Source organism: Herbaspirillum sp. 1173, from assembly GCF_031455335.1.
GTDB classification, from domain to species: domain Bacteria; phylum Pseudomonadota; class Gammaproteobacteria; order Burkholderiales; family Burkholderiaceae_D; genus Herbaspirillum; species Herbaspirillum huttiense.
On sequence record NZ_JAVDSP010000005.1, the window covers coordinates 294706 to 312832 of the forward strand.

17 protein-coding genes are annotated in these 18127 nt (G+C 64.7%); 12 read left to right on the forward strand and 5 right to left on the reverse strand.

The genetic code is table 11. From position 1 onward, the window contains the following. Positions 1 to 891 carry a TauD/TfdA family dioxygenase gene (locus tag J2X56_RS18090; RefSeq protein WP_121041244.1) on the reverse strand — a complete coding sequence of 297 codons (891 nt, stop codon included), beginning with the start codon at positions 889 to 891 and terminating at the stop codon, positions 1 to 3. Between the two features lie 155 nt (positions 892 to 1046). On the opposite strand from J2X56_RS18090, the gene J2X56_RS18095 reads away from it, so the two are divergent. Next, positions 1047 to 1970, forward strand: a complete 924-nt coding sequence (locus J2X56_RS18095; RefSeq protein ID WP_310161439.1) for a cupin-like domain-containing protein — start codon at positions 1047 to 1049, stop codon at positions 1968 to 1970. A 71-nt stretch (positions 1971 to 2041) separates the two neighbouring features. Here the strand turns inward: J2X56_RS18095 and gatB are convergent, their stop codons facing one another. From gatB to gatC, 3 genes are all read right to left on the reverse strand, one after another. After that, positions 2042 to 3502 (reverse strand): Asp-tRNA(Asn)/Glu-tRNA(Gln) amidotransferase subunit GatB, encoded by a 1461-nt coding sequence (gene gatB, locus J2X56_RS18100; RefSeq protein ID WP_310161442.1) that lies wholly within the window; start codon positions 3500 to 3502, stop codon positions 2042 to 2044. 45 nt (positions 3503 to 3547) lie between these two features. Then, on the reverse strand, positions 3548 to 5014 hold the full coding sequence (gene gatA, locus J2X56_RS18105) for an Asp-tRNA(Asn)/Glu-tRNA(Gln) amidotransferase subunit GatA (RefSeq protein ID WP_034340678.1): 1467 nt from the start codon (positions 5012 to 5014) through the stop codon (positions 3548 to 3550). A gap of 73 nt (positions 5015 to 5087) precedes the next feature. Beyond that, entirely contained in the window at positions 5088 to 5390 is a 303-nt protein-coding gene (gene gatC, locus J2X56_RS18110; RefSeq protein WP_134223901.1) for an Asp-tRNA(Asn)/Glu-tRNA(Gln) amidotransferase subunit GatC, read from the reverse strand. Positions 5391 to 5749: 359 nt separating this feature from the next. On the opposite strand from gatC, the gene J2X56_RS18115 reads away from it, so the two are divergent. The 6 genes from J2X56_RS18115 to J2X56_RS18140 all read left to right on the forward strand — a co-directional run bounded on the left by J2X56_RS18115 (position 5750) and on the right by J2X56_RS18140 (position 13231). Beyond that, positions 5750 to 6793, forward strand: coding sequence for a rod shape-determining protein (locus J2X56_RS18115; RefSeq protein WP_006465688.1), 1044 nt, complete (start codon positions 5750 to 5752; stop codon positions 6791 to 6793). Between the two features lie 326 nt (positions 6794 to 7119). Further along, complete coding sequence (mreC, locus tag J2X56_RS18120) at positions 7120 to 8199, forward strand: rod shape-determining protein MreC (protein ID WP_121041251.1); 1080 nt, start codon at positions 7120 to 7122, stop codon at positions 8197 to 8199. Beyond that, entirely contained in the window at positions 8196 to 8705 is a 510-nt protein-coding gene (gene mreD, locus J2X56_RS18125) for a rod shape-determining protein MreD (RefSeq protein ID WP_034340686.1), read from the forward strand. The genes mreC and mreD overlap by 4 nt, the downstream gene beginning before the upstream one ends. Positions 8706 to 8724: 19 nt before the next feature. Then, positions 8725 to 10698 (forward strand): penicillin-binding protein 2, encoded by a 1974-nt coding sequence (gene mrdA, locus J2X56_RS18130; protein WP_121041252.1) that lies wholly within the window; start codon positions 8725 to 8727, stop codon positions 10696 to 10698. Between the two features lie 40 nt (positions 10699 to 10738). Continuing rightward, positions 10739 to 11848 carry a rod shape-determining protein RodA gene (gene rodA, locus J2X56_RS18135; protein ID WP_034340689.1) on the forward strand — a complete coding sequence of 370 codons (1110 nt, stop codon included), beginning with the start codon at positions 10739 to 10741 and terminating at the stop codon, positions 11846 to 11848. A gap of 174 nt (positions 11849 to 12022) precedes the next feature. Further along, entirely contained in the window at positions 12023 to 13231 is a 1209-nt protein-coding gene (locus tag J2X56_RS18140; protein WP_209569556.1) for a septal ring lytic transglycosylase RlpA family protein, read from the forward strand. 144 nt (positions 13232 to 13375) lie between these two features. Here the strand turns inward: J2X56_RS18140 and rsmI are convergent, their stop codons facing one another. After that, positions 13376 to 14290: a 16S rRNA (cytidine(1402)-2'-O)-methyltransferase gene (gene rsmI, locus J2X56_RS18145; RefSeq protein WP_134134201.1), complete on the reverse strand. Its 915-nt coding sequence runs from the start codon at positions 14288 to 14290 to the stop codon at positions 13376 to 13378. 13 nt (positions 14291 to 14303) lie between these two features. Between rsmI and J2X56_RS18150 the strand changes: the two genes are divergently transcribed. The 5 genes from J2X56_RS18150 to J2X56_RS18170 all read left to right on the forward strand — a co-directional run bounded on the left by J2X56_RS18150 (position 14304) and on the right by J2X56_RS18170 (position 18008). Next, complete coding sequence (locus J2X56_RS18150; protein ID WP_121041256.1) at positions 14304 to 15569, forward strand: penicillin-binding protein activator; 1266 nt, start codon at positions 14304 to 14306, stop codon at positions 15567 to 15569. 7 nt (positions 15570 to 15576) lie between these two features. After that, positions 15577 to 15945: a YraN family protein gene (locus J2X56_RS18155; RefSeq protein ID WP_310161455.1), complete on the forward strand. Its 369-nt coding sequence runs from the start codon at positions 15577 to 15579 to the stop codon at positions 15943 to 15945. A gap of 123 nt (positions 15946 to 16068) precedes the next feature. Beyond that, the gene (locus J2X56_RS18160; RefSeq protein WP_039782952.1) at positions 16069 to 16665 is read left to right on the forward strand and encodes a phosphoheptose isomerase; all 597 of its coding nucleotides are present in this window, start codon (positions 16069 to 16071) and stop codon (positions 16663 to 16665) included. Continuing rightward, positions 16658 to 17317: a BON domain-containing protein gene (locus J2X56_RS18165; RefSeq protein WP_121041260.1), complete on the forward strand. Its 660-nt coding sequence runs from the start codon at positions 16658 to 16660 to the stop codon at positions 17315 to 17317. The genes J2X56_RS18160 and J2X56_RS18165 overlap by 8 nt, the downstream gene beginning before the upstream one ends. Before the next feature lie 166 nt (positions 17318 to 17483). Continuing rightward, positions 17484 to 18008, forward strand: coding sequence for a peroxiredoxin (locus J2X56_RS18170; protein ID WP_034340016.1), 525 nt, complete (start codon positions 17484 to 17486; stop codon positions 18006 to 18008). Positions 18009 to 18127 lie beyond the last annotated feature (119 nt).

Consider the following 18127-nt stretch of genomic DNA (forward strand, 5'->3'; position numbering starts at 1 on the left):
TCAACGCGGCACGTCGCCTTCGACGGTGGTGCGATAGAGCGTACGGCGCAGGTGTTGCGGGGTGATGGCGGCGTAGTGCTGGGTGCTGCGGTTGTCCCAGAACACCATGTCATGCGCCTGCCATTGGTGCGTGTAGACATTCTCCGGACGGGTGATGTGGGCGTGCAGTTCCTTGAGGAGCGCATCGCTTTCGTCACGCGGGATGCCGATGATGTGCGAGGTAAAGCCTTCGCTCACGAACAGGATCTTGCGGCCGCTTTCCGGATGGGTGATGACCACCGGATGCTCCACCGGCGGCACCTCATCGATCTGCTGCTGCGTCAGCGGCTGGCGCCACGGCGAGAGCTTGCGCAGTCGCTCGTAGCGGTAGACGTAGGAGTGCACGGCGCGCTTGCCTTCGAGCTGGGTCTTGAGCGCAGCGGGCAGGCTGTCCCAGGCGGCAGCGGTATTGGCGTAGAGCGTATCGCCGCGTTCAGCGGGCAATTCTTGCGAATGCAGCAGCGCGCCCAGGCTGGGCTTGGGCATGTAGGACAGGTCCGAATGCCAGTCCGCGCCGGCATCGACCAGGCCGATGGGCTTGCCGTTCTCGACCACGTTGGAGACGATCAGGATCTCCGGATGCCCGGCCAGGTGGAAACGGTTCAGCACGTGCACCTGCAGGGGACCAAAGCGGCGGCTGAAATCGATGTGCTGCTGCGGCGTGATGCGCTGCTCGCGGAACACCACCACCCCATGCTCGACCAGGGCACCGCGAATGCGCGCCAGCTCTTGCGCCGAGACCGGCAGGTTCAGGTCCAGGCCAACGATTTCCGCGCCCAGCGGGGCGTCGAAAGGACGGATCTCGAAGTGTTGTTGCGACTGCTGCGTGCGTTCCAGTGTGGCGACCGACATGGGGGCTCCTGTGTAGGCGGTACCAGCCCGGCGCATGTCCGGCTGGCCAAACGCTTATTACACTCCCCCGGCTACCCCGGTACAAGTAAGAATAATTCATATCCTTATGCAGCAAACGAGATAGGGCCTGCCGCAACCCCATTAAAATGGCGAGGATGAAACCGTCCGAGCCTTCTCCTTCACTTCACCCCGGAACCGCCCATTCTGCGGCACGGTCCCTGCCGCCACGCCCCGACGTCAGCGGCCTGAGCGCGGAGGAAGCTGCGGCACGCAAGGCGGCGCGCGACCAGCGCGATGCCCAGGTGCGTGGCGTGCGTTCGGTGGCCGAGATGCGTGAGGCCATCCGTGCGGCCAGTGCGGTGTTGCCTGCGGTGCATGAGATCGCGCGCATTGGTCCGCACAAAACGGCGGCCTTCCGTGAACGGGCGCGGGCGGGATTGCCGTTCATCATGACGGGCATGGCCAGCCGCTGGCCGCTCTCGGCGATGTCGGTGCAAGCGCTGCGGGAACACTTCGGCCAGTTGCCGGTGCGTGCCCGCGTGGGCGACTACATCAACACTGCCTTCGCTCCCGACCGGGCCATGCAGGACATGACGCTGGTCGATTACCTGGAACAGGCGCTGGCCGATGAGAGCGGGCTGCCGCCCTATCTGGGCAACCTGGAATTGCGGGAATTGAATCGCCTGTGTCACTGGCCCAACTTCTTCGAGAAGATGGGACCGCCGCGCTTCTGGATCGGCCCGGCCGGCTGCATCACGCCGCTGCATTGCGACTATGACGACAATGTCTTCGCGCAGGTGTGGGGTAGCAAGCGCGTCTGGCTGGCCCCGCCCCATCATGACCAGTATCTCTATCCGAAGGAGGCCAATGCCATCCTGTTCGGTTCGCCCTTCGACCCCGATCATCCGGACCTGGAGCGCTTCCCGCTGGCGCGCCAGGCGGCACTGGTGTGCTGCGAAGTGCAGCCGGGAGAGATGCTCTACATCCCGGCGGGTTGGTATCACCAGGTCAGTTCATTGACCTTCTCGCTGTCGAGCAATCGCTGGGCGCGGGGGCGGCCATTGGTGTTGGCCGCATAAGAAAAAACCCCGCGTCCGTTGCGGGACGCAGGGTTCATTGCGCTGCTGCTTTATCAGGCAAGGGCCTTGTATCAGCCCGCCAGCTTCTTGCGCAGCAGTTCCGTCAATTGTGCCGGATTGGCCTTGCCGCGCGTGGCCTTCATGGCCTGGCCGATCAGGGCGTTGATGGCCTGTTCCTTGCCGGCGCGGAATTCCGCCACCGACTTTTCATTGGCGGCCAGCACCTGGTCCACGATGGCTTCCAGCGCGCCGCTGTCCGAAATCTGCTTCAGGCCCTTGGCTTCGATGATGTCATCGGCCAGGGAATCCTTGTCGGACCTGGCTTCCCACATGCCCGCAAAGACTTCCTTGGCGATCTTGTTGGAGATGGTGCCATCGGCGATGCGCTTCAGCAGCAGCGCCAGTTGCGCGGCCTTCACGGGCGCGTCGGCGATGTCGGTGTCTTCGCGGTTGAGCGTGGAGGCCACGTCACCCATGAGCCAGTTGGCGGCCGGCTTGGCCTGGTCCTTGCCCGCGGCAGCCACCACGGCTTCGAAGTAGGAGGCCATGCCCTTGGATTGCGTAAGCACCATGGCATCGTATTCCGGCAGCGCATACTCGGCCACGAAGCGCTCGCGCATCGCGGCGGGCAGCTCGGGCATGGTGGTCCTGACGCGCTCGATCCACTCCTGCGAGATGGTCAGCGGCGGCAGGTCGGGGTCGGGGAAGTAACGGTAATCCTGCGCGTCTTCCTTGCTGCGCATGGAACGGGTTTCCTTCTTGTCCGGATCGTAGAGGCGGGTTTCCTGGACCACGGTGCCACCGTCCTCGATCAGCTCGATCTGGCGGCGCACTTCGTAGTTGATGGCCTCTTCCAGGAAGCGGAAGGAGTTCAGGTTCTTGATCTCGCAACGGGTGCCGAATTTCTCCTGGCCGACCGGACGCACCGAGACGTTGGCGTCGCAGCGGAAGGAACCTTCCTGCATGTTGCCGTCGCAGATGCCCAGCCACACCACCAGCGAATGCAGGGCCTTGGCGTAGCCGACGGCTTCGGCGGCGCTGCGCATCTCGGGTTCGGTGACGATTTCCAGCAAGGGCGTACCAGCGCGGTTGAGGTCGATGCCGGTCATGCCCTGGTAGTCCTCGTGCAGGGACTTGCCGGCGTCTTCTTCGAGGTGGGCGCGGGTCAGGTTGATGGTCTTGATCTCGGTCTTGCCGTCCTTCTCGACGGCGAAGGACATGGTGCCGCCTTGCACCACGGGGATCTCGAACTGGCTGATCTGGTAGCCCTTGGGCAGGTCAGGATAGAAGTAATTCTTGCGCGCGAACACCGAGCGCGGGGCGATGGTGGCGCCGATGGCCAGGCCGAACTGGATCGCACGTTCCACCGCGCCCTTGTTCAGGACCGGCAGCACGCCCGGCAAGGCCAGGTCCACCGGGCTGGCCTGGGTGTTGGGCTCGGCACCGAAGCGGGTCGAGCTGCCGCTGAAGATCTTGGATTGGGTCGAAAGCTGCGTGTGCGTTTCGAGGCCGATGACGACTTCCCACTGCATGATGTTGTCCTTGCGAATGCTGTTGTAGTTGACGAGAGCCAGCGATCAGGCCGGTTCGCGCAGGTGCCAGTCGGTGGCCTGCTGGAACTGGTGCGCCACGTTCAAGAGGCGCGCTTCGTCGAAATAATTGCCGATGATCTGCAGGCCGACCGGACGCTTGCCGTTCTTCTCGCCCTGTCCGAATCCGCAAGGAATGGACATGCCCGGCAAACCGGCCAGGCTGGTGGAGAGCGTGAAGATGTCGGCCAGGTAGTTGGCCACCGGATCGTCGGTCTTGTCGCCCAGGTCCCAGGCGACGGTGGGCGAGACCGGGCCCATGATGACGTCGCACTGGCGGTTCTCGCCAGCCAGGGCGCGCTGGAAGTCCTCGGCGATCAGGCGGCGGATCTTCTGTGCCTGCAGGTAGTAGGCGTCGTAGTAGCCATGCGAGAGTACGTAGGAACCCACCAGGATGCGGCGCTTGACCTCGTCGCCAAAGCCTTCGGCGCGCGACTTCTTGTACATGTCGGCCAGGTCCTTGTAGTCGGCAGCGCGGTGACCGTAGCGCACGCCATCGAAACGCGACAGGTTCGACGAGGCTTCGGCCGGGGCGATCACGTAATACACGGGGATCGACAGCTCGGTCTTGGGCAGCGAGATCTCGACCAGGGTCGCACCGAGCTTCTCGAACTCGGCCAGGGCAGCGCGCACGGCCGCTTCCACGTCAGCGGCCAGGCCGGCACCGAAGAATTCCTTGGGCACACCGATGCGCAGGCCTTGCAGGCTCTGGTTCAGCGAGCGGGTGAAATCTTCCTTGGGACGTTGCAGGCTGGTGGAATCGCGTTCATCGAAGCCGGTCATGGCGTTCAACAGCAGGCCGCAGTCTTCGGCCGTCTTGGCGATCGGGCCGCCCTGATCCAGCGAGGAGGCGAAGGCGATCATGCCATAGCGCGACACGCTGCCATAGGTCGGCTTGATGCCGGTCACGCCGCACAGCGAGGCCGGCTGGCGGATCGAGCCGCCGGTATCGGTGGCGGTAGCGGCCGGTGCCAGGCGCGCGGCCACGGCAGCGGCCGAGCCGCCGGAGGAGCCGCCGGGGATGGCGGTTTTGTCCCAGGGGTTCTTGACCGCACCGTAGAACGAGTTCTCGTTGCTGGAGCCCATGGCGAATTCGTCACAGTTGAGCTTGCCCAAGGTGACGGTACCGGCCGCGTTGAACTGCTCCACCACGGTGGCATCGAAGGGGCTCACATAATCCTGCAACATGCGCGAACCCGCTGTGGTGCGCCAGTTGCGGGTGACGAAGATGTCCTTATGTGCAATGGGCACACCGGTCAAAGGACCGGCATCATTGCCTGCCAGGCGCACATCGGCAGCCTTGGCCTGCGCCAGGGTCAGATCGCGGTCCACATGCAGGAAGGCATTGAGGTCGCTGGCCGCAATGCGGTCCAGGAAAAGGGTCGCCAGTTCAGTGGCGGAAATCTTGCGCGCTTGCAGTTGCGCGGACAGTTCTTTGAGGGTGAGCTTGTGCATGGAGTCGGTTACGCTGCGGTCTTGCGGGCCGGCTGGGCCGGAAGCGGACGGTGGCTGGCGCGAAGCGCCGGATTCATTCAATGACCTTGGGCACCAGGTACAGGCCATCCTGGGTGGCCGGGGCCGGTTGCTGGTAGTCCTCGCGGCGATTGGATTCGGTCACGGCATCTTCGCGCAGGCGCAGTGCCAGCGCGGGTTCGATGGCGGCGATGGGGTGCGACAGCGGTTCCACGCCGGAAGTATCGATGGCCTTCATCTGCTCCACCAGGGCAAAGATGCCATTGAGCTTGTCCAGGGTGGCACCGGCCTGGGCCTCGGTGAGCTCCAGTCGGGACAGGTTGGCGATGCGTTTGACGTCGGAAAGGGCTAGAGACATGGTCGAAAGGACGCGCCGGGCGCGCCGCGTGATGTTGAAATTGGAAGACCCGTAGCCGCTGCGGCCGCAAGGCGTTTTCCGCAGCCTCGTTGCCGGGGGCAAGTTCGCTTGCGCGGCAGGTCGGCCAGGTCATGGCGTGGTGGGCGTAAAAAACGGCAAACCCGCGCCAGATGGCGGCCGGAAGGTCCCGGAATGCTGACATTTTTGGCAAACCGGCTTGCTGGTTTCTCGAGAATTATAAGGTAGAATGTCGGATTAATGCCTTGCAGGCGCCTGATTTTCGCGTCGCCGCAGCATGAACGGACACCTCCCCCTATCAAAAAGCTAGGCGCCCCCTCGCGGGCGCATCAGGACAACTCATGTTTGGATTTCTCCGCAGTTACTTCTCCAACGATCTGGCGATCGACCTCGGCACCGCGAACACGCTGATCTACGCGCGCGGCCATGGCATCGTGCTGGACGAGCCGTCGGTGGTGGCGATCCGCCAGCAAGGCGGCCCCAACGGCAAGAAGACCATCCAGGCGGTCGGCAAGGAAGCAAAGCAGATGCTGGGCAAGGTGCCCGGCAACATCGAGGCGATCCGCCCGATGAAGGACGGCGTGATCGCCGATTTCACCGTCACCGAGCAGATGCTGAAGCAATTCATCCGCATGGTGCATGACTCCAAGCTGTTCCGCCCCTCCCCGCGCATCATCATCTGCGTCCCCTGCGGTTCGACCCAGGTGGAACGCCGCGCCATCCGCGAATCCGCACTGGGCGCGGGCGCATCCCAGGTCTACCTGATCGAGGAACCGATGGCTGCGGCCATCGGCTCGGGCCTGCCGGTCTCGGACGCCACCGGCTCGATGGTGGTCGACATCGGCGGCGGCACCACCGAAGTGGGCATCATCTCGCTGGGCGGCATGGTCTACAAGGGTTCGGTGCGCGTGGGCGGCGACAAGTTCGACGAAGCCATCGTCAACTACATCCGCCGCAACTACGGCATGCTGATCGGCGAACAGACCGCCGAAGCGATCAAGAAGGAAATCGGCTCGGCCTTCCCCGGCTCGGAAGTCAAGGAAATGGAAGTCAAGGGCCGCAACCTGTCCGAAGGCATCCCGCGTTCCTTCACCATCTCCAGCAATGAAATCCTGGAAGCCCTGACCGATCCGCTGAACAACATCGTCTCGGCCGTCAAGAACGCGCTGGAACAGACCCCGCCGGAACTGGGTGCCGACATCGCCGAAAAGGGCATGATGCTCACCGGTGGCGGCGCCCTGCTGCGCGACCTGGACCGCCTGCTGATGGAAGAAACCGGCCTGCCAGTGATCGTGGCCGAAGATCCGCTGACTTGCGTGGTACGCGGCTCGGGCATGGCGCTGGACCGCATGGACAAGCTGGGTTCGATCTTCTCGGCCGAATAAGCCGGCCGGAAGTCGCAGAACAGCCACAGCAGAAAGTACAGCAGCATCAAAGTACATGGGCCTGCCGGACAGCAGGCCCGGGCAGCAAGCATGAACCGGCAGCGATGTACTGCCGGATGAGTGGGGAACCGAACCGTTCGATATGACGCCGTTCACACCGACCAGCCACAGGATGCGCACCCCGCGTGCGCACCCGATGCAGCGTCGGCGGGTACGGGGTCGCCAGAGCGCCTCGGCTCCCCTTTTTGTTACCGTTTTCGACGCAGGAAGTGAGTTATCCGCCTGCAGCCGGTCACCTGGTGTGACCCTGCAGTCGGCCTGACGCCATGGAAATCCCACCACTCTTCAAGCAGGGCGCTTCGGCCCGGGTGCGCGTGACCGTCTTTGCATTGATCTCGGTCGTGATGCTGGTGGTCGACGCCCGCATGCACGTGCTGGGCACGCTGCGCCAGGCGCTGGGCACGGCCCTCTATCCGTTCCAGACGGTGGCCATGGTGCCGCGCGACGCCTTCACCAATTCGTCCGAATACTTCTCTTCGCTGGCCTCGCTGCAGAAGGAAAACCGCGAGCTGCGCCAGCAGCAGATCGTCAACGCCCAGCTGATGCAGCAGGAACGCCTGCTGGCGGCCGAGAACGTGCAGCTGCGCAAGCTGCTGGACATGCAGCAGAAGGTGCCGGTCAAGTCCATCGTCGGCGAGATCCTCTACGATGCGCGCGATCCCTTCACCCGCAAGATCATCCTCAATCGCGGCTCGCAACAGGGCGTCACGGCCGGCCAGCCGGTCATCGACGAGGTCGGCATCGTGGGCCAGGTGACGCGGGTGTTTCCGTTCTCCTCCGAAGTGACGCTGCTGACCGACAAGGACCAGGCCATCCCGGTGCAGGTACTGCGCAACGGCCTGCGCAGCGTGGCCTACGGCCGCGGCCAGACCGGCGCGCTGGACCTGCGCTTCATGCCGGCCAACGCCGATATCCAGAAGGGTGACGTGCTGGTGACCTCGGGCATCGACGGTGTCTATCCGCCGGGCCTGTCGGTGGCCAGCGTGGCGCTGGTGGAAACCCGTTCGGCGGACTCTTTCGCGCGCATCGTGTGCCGTCCGCTGGCCGGCATCGACCGTCATCGCCAGCTGCTGATCCTGCTGGTGGAACAGAACCTGCCGCCGCGTCCGGAGCCGGACGTGATCGATGAAAAATCGGCCAAGCTCTTCAAGCGCCGCCTGCGTGACAGCACCCGCGACAACAGCGCCGAGGATGCCAACGCCACGCCCAAGGACAAGCCCGCCGAAGACCGCAAAGGGGCCGCCAACGTGACGCCGCCGGCCAAGCCTGCGGCAGCGGCGGCTCCGGCCACCCCGGCGGCTGCTGCAGCCACCGCCAAACCGGCCGCCAAGGAATCCGCACGATGAACAACCAATACATCCTCCTGCCGGCCAGTCCGCTGTTCATTGCCTTCAGCCTCATCGTGGCGTTCGTGCTGAACCTGATGCCCTGGGGGCAGATGGTCGGCGTGCCCGACTTCGTGGCGCTGGCGCTGGTGTTCTGGAACATCCACCAGCCGCGCAAGGTCGGCATCAGCGTGGCCTTCATGATGGGCCTGCTGATGGATGTGAACGAAGCCACGCTGCTGGGCGAGAACGCGCTGGCCTACACCCTGCTGTCGTATTTCGCCATCATGATCCACCGCCGCGTGCTGTGGTTCCCGCTGCGCACCCAGGCGCTGCACGTGCTGCCGCTGATGCTGCTGGCGCAGGCGGTGCAACTGGTGATCCAGCTGCTGGTGACGGGCAAGTCGCCTGACTGGTTCTATTTCAGCGAGAGCCTGGTCTCGGCCCTGCTGTGGCCGGTGGTAAGCGTCCTGCTGCTGGCGCCGCAGCGTCGCGCGGTGGACCGCGACGAGAACCGCCCCATCTGAGGGGCCAGGTGCAAGCAGCATGACCGAATTCAAGAATACCGCGCATGAGCTGAGACTGTTCCGGATGCGCCTGCTGGCCGCGAGCGTCCTGGTACTGGTGTGCTTCAGCCTGCTGCTGGCCCGTTTTTTGTGGCTGCAAGTGGTGCGCCACGACGCCTACGCCGCCCAGGCCGAGGAAAACCGCATCTCGGTGGTGCCCATCGTGCCCAACCGCGGCCTGATCCTGGACCGCAACGGCGTGGTGCTGGCGCGCAACTATTCGGCCTACACGCTGGAAATCACGCCCTCCAAGATCAAGACCAACATCGATGACCTCATCGATGAGCTGGGCACCATCGTTGAAATCCAGCAGCGCGACCGCCGCCGCTTCCGCCGCCTGCAGGAAGAATCCAAGAACTTCGAGAGCGTGCCCATCCGCACCCGCCTGACCGATGAGGAAGTGGCCAAGTTCACCGCCCAGCGCTATCGCTTCCCCGGCGTGGAAGTGCAGGCCCGCCTGTTCCGACAGTATCCCTACGGCAAGACCGCCGCGCACGTGATCGGCTACATCGGCCGCATCAGCCAGCGCGATGCCGAACGCATCGCCGACTCCGACGACGAAGCCAACTACAACGGCACCGACTACATCGGCAAGGAAGGCCTGGAAAAGAGCTACGAAAGCCAGCTGCACGGCACCACTGGCTACGAGGAAGTGGAAATCTCGGCCAGCGGACGCGCCGTGCGCTCGCTCTCGCGCACCCCGGCCACGCCCGGCAAGAACCTGATCCTGTCCATCGACATCGAGCTGCAGAAGGTGGTCGAAGAAGCCTTCGGCGACCAGAAGGGCGCGCTGGTGGCGATCAACCCGGCCACCGGCGACATCCTGGCCTATGTCTCCCAGCCCTCTTACGACCCCAACCTGTTCGTCGAAGGCATCGACCAGCAGAGCTGGGATGAGTTGAACAAGTCGCCCGACCGTCCGCTGCTGAACCGCCCGCTGTCGGGCCTCTATTCGCCTGGTTCGACCTACAAGCCCTTCATGGCGCTGGCCGCGCTGGAACTGGGCAAGCGCCGCCCGCAGGATGCCATCCGCGATCCGGGCTTCTTCGTGCTGGGCAATCACCGCTTCCGCGACGACAAGGAAGGTGGCCACGGCGTGGTGGACATGTACCGCTCCATCGCCATCTCCTGCGACACCTATTACTACATGCTGGCCAATGACATGGGGGTCAATGCCATCCATGACTTCATGAAGCCCTTCGGTTTCGGCCAGATCACCGGTATCGACCTGGAGCACGAGAAGCGCGGCATCCTGCCCTCTACCGAGTGGAAGCGCACCGCCTTCCGCAAACCCGAGCAGAAACGCTGGATCGCCGGTGACACCGTCTCGCTGGGCATCGGGCAGGGCTACAACAGCTTCACCCCGCTGCAACTGGCGCAGGCGACCTCCATCCTGGCCAACAATGGCGTGGTGATGAAGCCGCACCTGGTCAAGATCATCGAGGACGGGGTGTCCCACGAGCGCACAGAGACCGTGCCCAAGGAAAGCTATCGCATCCCGCTGAAGCAGGAAAACATCGACTTCATCAAGCGCGCCATGGTGGGCGTGGTCAAGGAAGGCACGGGCGCAGCCGCCTTCCGGGGCGCGCCCTACGAGTCGGGCGGCAAGACCGGTACGGCGCAGGTGGTCAACATCGCCAAGAACCAGAAGTATGATTCCAAGAAGCTTTCGCGCATCTACCACGACAACGGCCTCTACATCGGCTTTGCGCCGGCCGACGCGCCGCGCATCGCCATTGCGGCCGTCGTCGAGAACGGTGGCTGGGGCGCCGGCGTGGCCGCCCCGCTGGTACGCAAGGCCATGGATTACTTCATGCTGGGCAAGCGCCCCAATGAGCCGATCAAGTCGGTCGCGCCCGAGGCGGTGAGCCCGGATACCCCGGTCGAAGGTCCCACCTCCGAAGACGCCGGCAGCAGCAACACGCCGACGGTCCAGCCGGATGTGCAGGAATGAGGCCTGACATCGCAACGAGCAGTACGCACGAGGAGCCGGCATGAGCCTGCAACGTCCGCCCCTGTGGCAAATCATCAAGCCGCACCTGACGGTGTTCGACGGCGCGCTGTCGCTGATCGTGTTCCTGATCCTGTCGGTGGGCATCGTCACCCTCTATTCGGCTGGCATGAACTTCCCCGGCCGGGTGGAAGACCAGCTGCGCAACATCCTGGTGGCCTTCATCGTCATGTGGGTAGCCGCCAACGTCTCGCCCCAGCTGCTGCTGCGGCTGGCCGTGCCGGTCTATACGGTGGGGGTGACGCTGCTCATCGCGGTGGCGCTGTTCGGCATCATCAAGAAGGGCTCGCGCCGCTGGCTCAACATCGGCATGGTGGTGCAGCCTTCCGAGATCATGAAGATCGCCATGCCGCTGATGCTGGCCTGGTACTTCCAGAAGCGCGAAGGCATGCTGCGCTGGGATGCCTTCCTGGTGGCGGCGATCCTGCTGCTGATCCCGGGCTTTCTGATCATCCGCCAGCCTGACCTGGGCACCGGTCTGCTGGTGCTGGCGGCCGGCTTCTACGTCATCTTCTTTGCCGGCCTGCCCTGGAAGATCCTGCTGGGACTCTTCGTGGCAGGCGCGGCCAGCCTGCCGGTGGTGTGGTCCTTCATGCACGATTACCAGCGCCAGCGCGTCATGATGCTCATCGACCCGACCTCCGATCCGCTGGGCAAGGGCTTCCACATCATCCAGTCCACCATTGCCATCGGCTCCGGGGGCGTCACGGGCAAAGGCTGGCTCATGGGCACCCAGACGCACCTGGAATTCATCCCCGAACGCACCACCGACTTCATCTTCTCGGTCTATTCGGAGGAGTTCGGACTGATCGGCAACTGCGTGCTGCTGGTGCTGTACCTGCTCCTGATCGGGCGCGGCCTGATGATCACGGCCAATGCGCCCACGCTGTTCACGCGCCTGTTGGGCGGGGCGATCACGATGATTTTCTTCACCTATGCCTTCGTGAACATGGGCATGGTCAGCGGCATCCTGCCGGTGGTGGGCGTTCCTCTTCCCTTCATGAGCTATGGCGGCACCGCCCTGGTCACGCTGGGCTTGGGCGCAGGCATCCTGATGAGCATCCAGCGCCATCGCAAACTGGTTCAAAGCTGATCCAAACGCGTACTTTTCTTGTTGCATTAATGACAAGTTTGCGAGGATTCGTGAACTTGCTGTACTGACGAGTTGTCAGCCTCGGTGCATTGCAGTCTGGTATCGTTGCGAACATTCCGGCCGGGACCCGCAAGCACCAGGCCCCGCGCATCGACTGTTGACCAAGGACAGCCCATGGAAACACCCACTCTAGACCATCACCACCCGCGCGCCTCACTGGGCCGCGCCCTGCGCTGGGGCACGCTGCTGCTGCCCTTGCTGCTGGCCGCTTGCGGCACCAGCCAGCAGGCCCCGCGCCAGACCGCCCAGGCACCGGCCACCCCCACCAAGTCCGCCAGTACCCGGCCCTCCAACGTCCCGGCGCTGCCGGCGGCGGGTTCGGGGCGCGGCGGCTACTACAAGGATGACGGCCCGGGCGATCACATCCCCGATGGCCTCCTGGACGTGGCCGATGCCGAACCCCAGGTGGAACCAGTCTCCAAGGCCGCCAGCCGGCCTTATGCGGTGTTCGGCAAGACCTACGTGCCGATCACGGACAACAACCAGCCCTTCATCCAGCGCGGCGTGGGCAGCTGGTATGGCAAGAAATTCCATGGCCAGAAGACCTCTTCGGGCGAACTCTACGACATGTACAAAATGACGGCCGCGCATCCCACGCTGCCCATCCCGTCCTACGCCCGGGTGACCAACCTGAAGACCGGCAAGCAGGTCATCGTGCGCATCAATGACCGCGGGCCCTTCCACTCCAGCCGCATCATCGACCTTTCCTACACGGCTGCGCTCAAGCTCGGCTACCTCGGTACGGGTAGCAGCGAACTGGAAGTCGAGCGCATCCTGCCGGAAGAAGCCCAGCGCATGGCCGATGCACGCCGCAATGGCGGCGGCACCACGCTGGCGGCGGCCGATCCGATCAACCGGGCGGCCGATACCGGGGCCGGTGGGCAGGGTGTGTCCACCGGACCGGTGGAAATCAATACGGTCAGCGCGCAGAGCCTGCCACCGCAGCCGACCGTGGCGGCGGTACAGCCCATCAATGCAAGCACCAGCAGCGCCGCCGGTGGCGCGGGCATGGCCGGGGGCGGTGGCATCATCAATGCCGTGGCCAGCGGCTCGGCCCCTTCGCCGGCCATGCCGCAAGCGGTTCCGCTGACGGCCGGCTATTACCTGCAGTTCGGTGCCTACTCGCAGGAAGCCAATGCCCTGGTGGCGCGCGACAAGCTGCTGCCCAGCCTCTCCGGCATCGTCGACAGCATGCAGGCGGTGCAGGTCAACGGACTCTATCGCCTCTATGCCGGCCCCTACCCGACCCGTCCGGCAGCGCAGAACGCGGCCATGCTGGTGCGCCAGCGCAGTGCCGGCACGCCGTTCATCGTGGAGCGTTGAGCCGACTTCGGTTTTTGGGAATTTTCTTCACCCGCCCTGCAGAGGCATTTCAACGCAGGGCGGCGTGGCGGGCGATGCAGGGGCGGCCCCGCAAAAAACTTCATTTGATCGCCCGAACGGGCTGAACCGGGCGCCTGTGCGGCTTCAGGCGTCCTCGTCCTCTTGCGCGCCTTGGCGGATCTGCAGGGCGCGTTCATACAAGGCATTCTTTTTCTGGCCGGTGATCTGCGCGGCCAATGCCGCCGCCTGCTTGACCGGCAACTCTTCCAGCAGGATGCGCAAGACGCGCTCGCCCTCGGCATCTTCCCCCTCGACCGGCTGCGCCCCTTCCAGCAAGACCACGAATTCACCGCGCTGGCGGTTGGCATCCTGCTCCAGCCAGGCCACGGCCTCGCCCAGCGGGCAGCGGTGGATGTGCTCGAAGAGTTTGGTCAGCTCGCGCGCCAGCACCACCTGGCGGGTGGGGCCGAAGACCTGCAGCATGGACTGCACGGTCTCGACGATGCGGTGCGGGGCTTCATAGAACACCAGCGCGGCCTGCAGCGCGGCCAGTTCCTGCAAGGCGGTCTCACGCTGGCGGGTCTTGGCTGGCAGGAAGCCGACGAAGTGGAAACGGGCATCGGTCAGGCCCGAAGCCGACAAGGCCGTCACCGCCGCCGAGGCACCGGGCAAGGCGATGACCTGGAACCCTGCGGCGCGCACGGCGTCCACTACACGGGCGCCGGGGTCGGAGATGGCCGGGGTACCGGCGTCCGAGACCAGGGCCACGCGCTGGCCGGCCTGCAGGCGTTCAATGATCTTGGCGGCGGCTTCGCGCTCATTGTGTTCGTGGGTTGCCAGCAACTGCTTGGAAAGGCCATAACGCTGCAGCAACTGGCTGGTATTGCGGGTATCCTCGCAGGCCACCGCGTCAGCAATGGCCAGCACATGCAGGCCGCGCAGGGTGATGTCGCAGACGTTTCCGATGGGCGTGGCCAGCACATATAATGCCGACACCGGATAGCTTTGCTGGGCGGCATCCTGCAGGATGGAGGCGGCGACGCTGGAATTCTGATTCATTGGAGGGGGCGGGATGTTCACAAGTTGGAAGAAAATGACCGCGCAAGCGGCCCTGCTGGCAGGCATGCTGGCACCATGGATGATCACGGCCAGCGCCGCAGCAGCCGACAGTGTACCTCTGCTGGCCCAGGCTGCCACGCCTGGTGCTGCCGACCCCGCCCCGCTGGCCCTGCCGCCGGGCACCTCCCCGGAGATGGAATCAGCCGCCATCGGCGCACCCGCTGTGCCGCCACCCCCAGCTACCCCGACACCCGTGCGCGTGGCCCTGCTGCTGCCCTCGCGCAGCGGTGCCTTCGGCGCGGCTTCCGATGCCGTGCGCACGGGCTTCCTGACGGCCTATTCGCGCCAGAAGGAAAACATCCAGCTGGCCATCGTCGAAACCGGCGACTCGGCCCCCGACATGCAGCGTGCCTATGACGACGCATCCGCCAAGTTCGACATCGTGGTCGGCCCGCTCTCGCGCAGCGCCGTCACCGCCGTGGCGCAGAGCGGGCGCGTGAGCAAACCCACGGTGGCGCTGGCGCAGCCCGACATGAATGGCGAAACCGAATTGCAGTTGCCACCGCAGATGCTGGCCGTGGGCCTGTCCATCGACGAGGAAGCGCGCCAGGTCGCCAACTGGGTCGAGAAGGAAAAGGCCCCCGGCAAGATTTTCGCCATCTCCACCGGCACCGCCTGGCAGAAGCGCGCCGCCCGCTCCTTCCAGCTGCGCGCGCGCCAGCTCGGACTGCAGGTGGAAACGCTGGAACTGAGCACGCCCTCCAACGCCCTCTCCGCGCCCGGCCTGGCGCAACTGGCCAAGCGCGTGGAACAGGAAAAGCCGGCCCTGATCTTCGTCGCCCTGGATGCGGCGCAGACCGTGCAACTGCGCAGCGCCGTGGGCAACGAGCTGCCGCTGTACGGGACTTCGCAGATCAATCCCTTCACCCTCAAGCGTGACAACCCGAATGACAAGCTGCCCGAACTCGATGGCGTGCGCCTGATCGACATCCCCTGGCAGCTGCAGCCGGACAACGTGGCCGTGGCCCGCTACCCGCGTCCGGCGGTCAACGACAACGAGCGCCCCAATCCCGACCTGGCGCGCCTGTACGCGCTGGGCATCGATGCCTACCGGGTGGCCTATGGCATCGCCCAGAAGCAATCCGGCTTCGACATCGACGGCGTCACCGGCCGGCTGAACGTGAACATGGTCAGCGGCGGCACCACCTTCTTCCAACGCCAGGAAACCCAGGCCGTCTACCAGGATGGCTGGCCGGTGCCGATGGCCGACCAGTACTGAGGCCATCATGGCGCCAGGCAGCCCGCTGCGGCGCACGGCGCGCCAGCGCACCGGGGACGACGGCGAAGACCGGGCGCTGGCCTACCTGCAGGCGCAGGGCCTGCAGCTGGTGCAGCGCAATTTCCGCTGCAAGGGCGGCGAGATCGACCTGATCCTGCGTGAGGGCAGCACCATCGTCTTCGTGGAAGTGCGCGCCCGCGCCAGCAGCGCCTATGGCGGTGCGGCCGCCAGCGTCACGCCGGCCAAGCAGCGGCGCCTGCTGGTGGCCGCCCAGGTCTGGCTGCAAGGGCAAGCGCGCCTGCCGGCCTGCCGCTTCGACGTGGTGACGGTCGAAGGCGGGCAGTTGCAGTGGCTGCGCAACGCCATCGAGGCCTGAACAGCGGCCGTTTTGGCGCGACAGCGGGCCGCTGGCGTATCATGTGCGACCGGATTCCGGAAACTTCTCTTTACGAATTGCCCGGACTTGGCCGCGTTCAAGTCCTCTATAATCGCAGGCACTATGACAAATCCCCGCATCCTCGCCCATTTCCAGGAAAGCGCCGACCTGAAGATGAAGGCCGCCAGTGTTCTGGCCCAACCGATCGAACAGGCGATTGAACTAATGTTCACTGCACTGTCGAATGGCAACAAGATTCTTGCCTGTGGCAATGGCGGATCGGCCGCCGACAGCCAGCACTTCGCTGCCGAACTGGTCGGCCGCTTCGAACGTGAGCGCCTGCCGCTGCCGGCCCTGGCGCTGACCACCGATACGTCCATCCTCACCGCCGTCGGCAACGACTACAGCTACCAGGAAATCTTCTCGAAGCAAGTCCAGGCCTTCGGCCAGGCCGGCGACATCCTGCTGGCCTTCTCGACCTCGGGCAATTCGGGCAACATCCTGGCCGCCATCGAAGTGGCGCACGAACGCGACATGCGCGTGGTGGCCCTGACCGGCAAGGGTGGCGGCAAGATCGGCAAGATCCTGACCGACGCCGATGTGCATATCTGTGTGCCGCATGAACGCACCGCGCGCATCCAGGAAGTGCATCTGGTGTCGCTGCACTGCATTTGCGACGGTATCGACGTCGCGCTTTTTGGAGATGATGCGAATGAATGATGCACGATCCTTGTTGACCCGCCTGCGTCGCCCGCTGGCGGCCGTGGCCCTCGGCGGCATGGTGGCCCTGAGCCTGCAGGGCTGTTTTGCGGTGTTTGCCGGCGGTGCGCTGGCCACCACCTTCGCCGCCACCGACCGCCGCACCCTGGGCGCGCAGACGGAAGACAAGTCCATCGTGGTCAAGGGCGAAGCCCGCATTCCCGAAGTGGTGGCCTCCGGCTCCCACGTCAACGTGACGGCCTTCAACCGCAAGGTGCTGCTCTCGGGCGAAGTGCCGGACGAAGCCTCCAAGGCCGCCGCCGAGCGTGAAACCAAGGCCATCCAGAACGTCGACACGGTGTACAACGAACTGGAAGTGGGCCCGTCCTCCAGCTTCGGTTCGCGCTCCAGCGATGCGCTCATCACCAGCAAGGTCCTGGCCAGCCTGGTGGACGACAAGACGCTGTACTCCAGCGCCTTCAAGATCACCACCGAGCGCGGCATCGTCTACATGCTGGGCCGCGTGACCCAGCGTGAAGGCCAGCGTGCGGCGCAGATCGCCAGCGGCGTTTCCGGTGTGAACAAGGTCGTGACCCTGTTCGAATACATCACCGAGGACGAACTGAAGGACTACCAGCGCAAGCCGGCCAGCGAGAACAAGGCCACCAGCTGATGGCAGCTGCGTAGCTGATGCAGGTCAAACCGCCGGCGAGTCCGGCGGTTTTCACGTGCAGGGGCCGCCCGCAGGATTCTGCGGCGAGGTCTATAATGCTTCAGTTCAACGAGGCTGCCGTATGCAGTGGCAGACCTCTTCCCGCAGTCCGGATCCGGAGTTTCCCATGCAAGCACAGGCCAACGCGCCCAAGAGCGGTCTCATGATCAAGCTGGCAGCCGTCCTGGTGGTGGCCGCTGTCGCCGCCTTCGCCTATTTCAAGGTCAATGCCGGCAATGCCGCGCCCGACGTCACCTTCACCAAGCTCGATGGCCAGCAGGTGGCACTGAAGGATTTGCGCGGCAAGGTGGTCATGGTCAATTTCTGGGCCACCAGCTGCACCACCTGCGTGGGCGAAATGCCGCAAATGATCGACACCTACAACAAGTTCAAGGACCGTGGCCTGGACTTCGTGGCCGTCGCCATGAGCTATGACCCGCCCAACTACGTGCTGAACTACACCGAAACCCGCAAGCTGCCCTTCAAGGTCGCGCTGGACCCGCAGGACACGCTGGCCAAGGCCTTCGGCGACGTCAAGCTGACCCCGACCACCTTTGTCATCGGCAAGGATGGCAACATCATCAAGCGCTATGTCGGCGAGCCGCAATTCGCCGAATTGCACCAGTTGCTGGAAAAGGCGCTGGCGGCCTGAGCCCGCAGCGCTCGCTCTTCCCCGCTTGCAAGCCGGCACCGTGCCGGCTTTTTCATTTCTGATTGCAGGATGACAACTGCACGGAACATCCCCGTGCTTGCCGTAGTCCAAGATATTCA

What these genes read in the sequence shown, in the direction of transcription:
- J2X56_RS18150 (WP_121041256.1), top strand. Translation starts at nt 14,304, where the DNA reads ATGTTCACAAGTTGGAAGAAAATGACCGCGCAAGCGGCCCTGCTGGCA.
- J2X56_RS18095 (WP_310161439.1), top strand. Translation starts at nt 1,047, where the DNA reads ATGAAACCGTCCGAGCCTTCTCCTTCACTTCACCCCGGAACCGCCCAT.
- rodA (WP_034340689.1), top strand. Translation starts at nt 10,739, where the DNA reads ATGAGCCTGCAACGTCCGCCCCTGTGGCAAATCATCAAGCCGCACCTG.
- gatA (WP_034340678.1), bottom strand. Translation starts at nt 5,014, where the DNA reads ATGCACAAGCTCACCCTCAAAGAACTGTCCGCGCAACTGCAAGCGCGC.
- mrdA (WP_121041252.1), top strand. Translation starts at nt 8,725, where the DNA reads ATGACCGAATTCAAGAATACCGCGCATGAGCTGAGACTGTTCCGGATG.
- J2X56_RS18140 (WP_209569556.1), top strand. Translation starts at nt 12,023, where the DNA reads ATGGAAACACCCACTCTAGACCATCACCACCCGCGCGCCTCACTGGGC.
- J2X56_RS18165 (WP_121041260.1), top strand. Translation starts at nt 16,658, where the DNA reads ATGAATGATGCACGATCCTTGTTGACCCGCCTGCGTCGCCCGCTGGCG.
- J2X56_RS18090 (WP_121041244.1), bottom strand. Translation starts at nt 891, where the DNA reads ATGTCGGTCGCCACACTGGAACGCACGCAGCAGTCGCAACAACACTTC.
- mreC (WP_121041251.1), top strand. Translation starts at nt 7,120, where the DNA reads ATGGAAATCCCACCACTCTTCAAGCAGGGCGCTTCGGCCCGGGTGCGC.
- gatB (WP_310161442.1), bottom strand. Translation starts at nt 3,502, where the DNA reads ATGCAGTGGGAAGTCGTCATCGGCCTCGAAACGCACACGCAGCTTTCG.
- J2X56_RS18155 (WP_310161455.1), top strand. Translation starts at nt 15,577, where the DNA reads ATGGCGCCAGGCAGCCCGCTGCGGCGCACGGCGCGCCAGCGCACCGGG.
- rsmI (WP_134134201.1), bottom strand. Translation starts at nt 14,290, where the DNA reads ATGAATCAGAATTCCAGCGTCGCCGCCTCCATCCTGCAGGATGCCGCC.
- mreD (WP_034340686.1), top strand. Translation starts at nt 8,196, where the DNA reads ATGAACAACCAATACATCCTCCTGCCGGCCAGTCCGCTGTTCATTGCC.
- gatC (WP_134223901.1), bottom strand. Translation starts at nt 5,390, where the DNA reads ATGTCTCTAGCCCTTTCCGACGTCAAACGCATCGCCAACCTGTCCCGA.
- J2X56_RS18115 (WP_006465688.1), top strand. Translation starts at nt 5,750, where the DNA reads ATGTTTGGATTTCTCCGCAGTTACTTCTCCAACGATCTGGCGATCGAC.
- J2X56_RS18170 (WP_034340016.1), top strand. Translation starts at nt 17,484, where the DNA reads ATGCAAGCACAGGCCAACGCGCCCAAGAGCGGTCTCATGATCAAGCTG.
- J2X56_RS18160 (WP_039782952.1), top strand. Translation starts at nt 16,069, where the DNA reads ATGACAAATCCCCGCATCCTCGCCCATTTCCAGGAAAGCGCCGACCTG.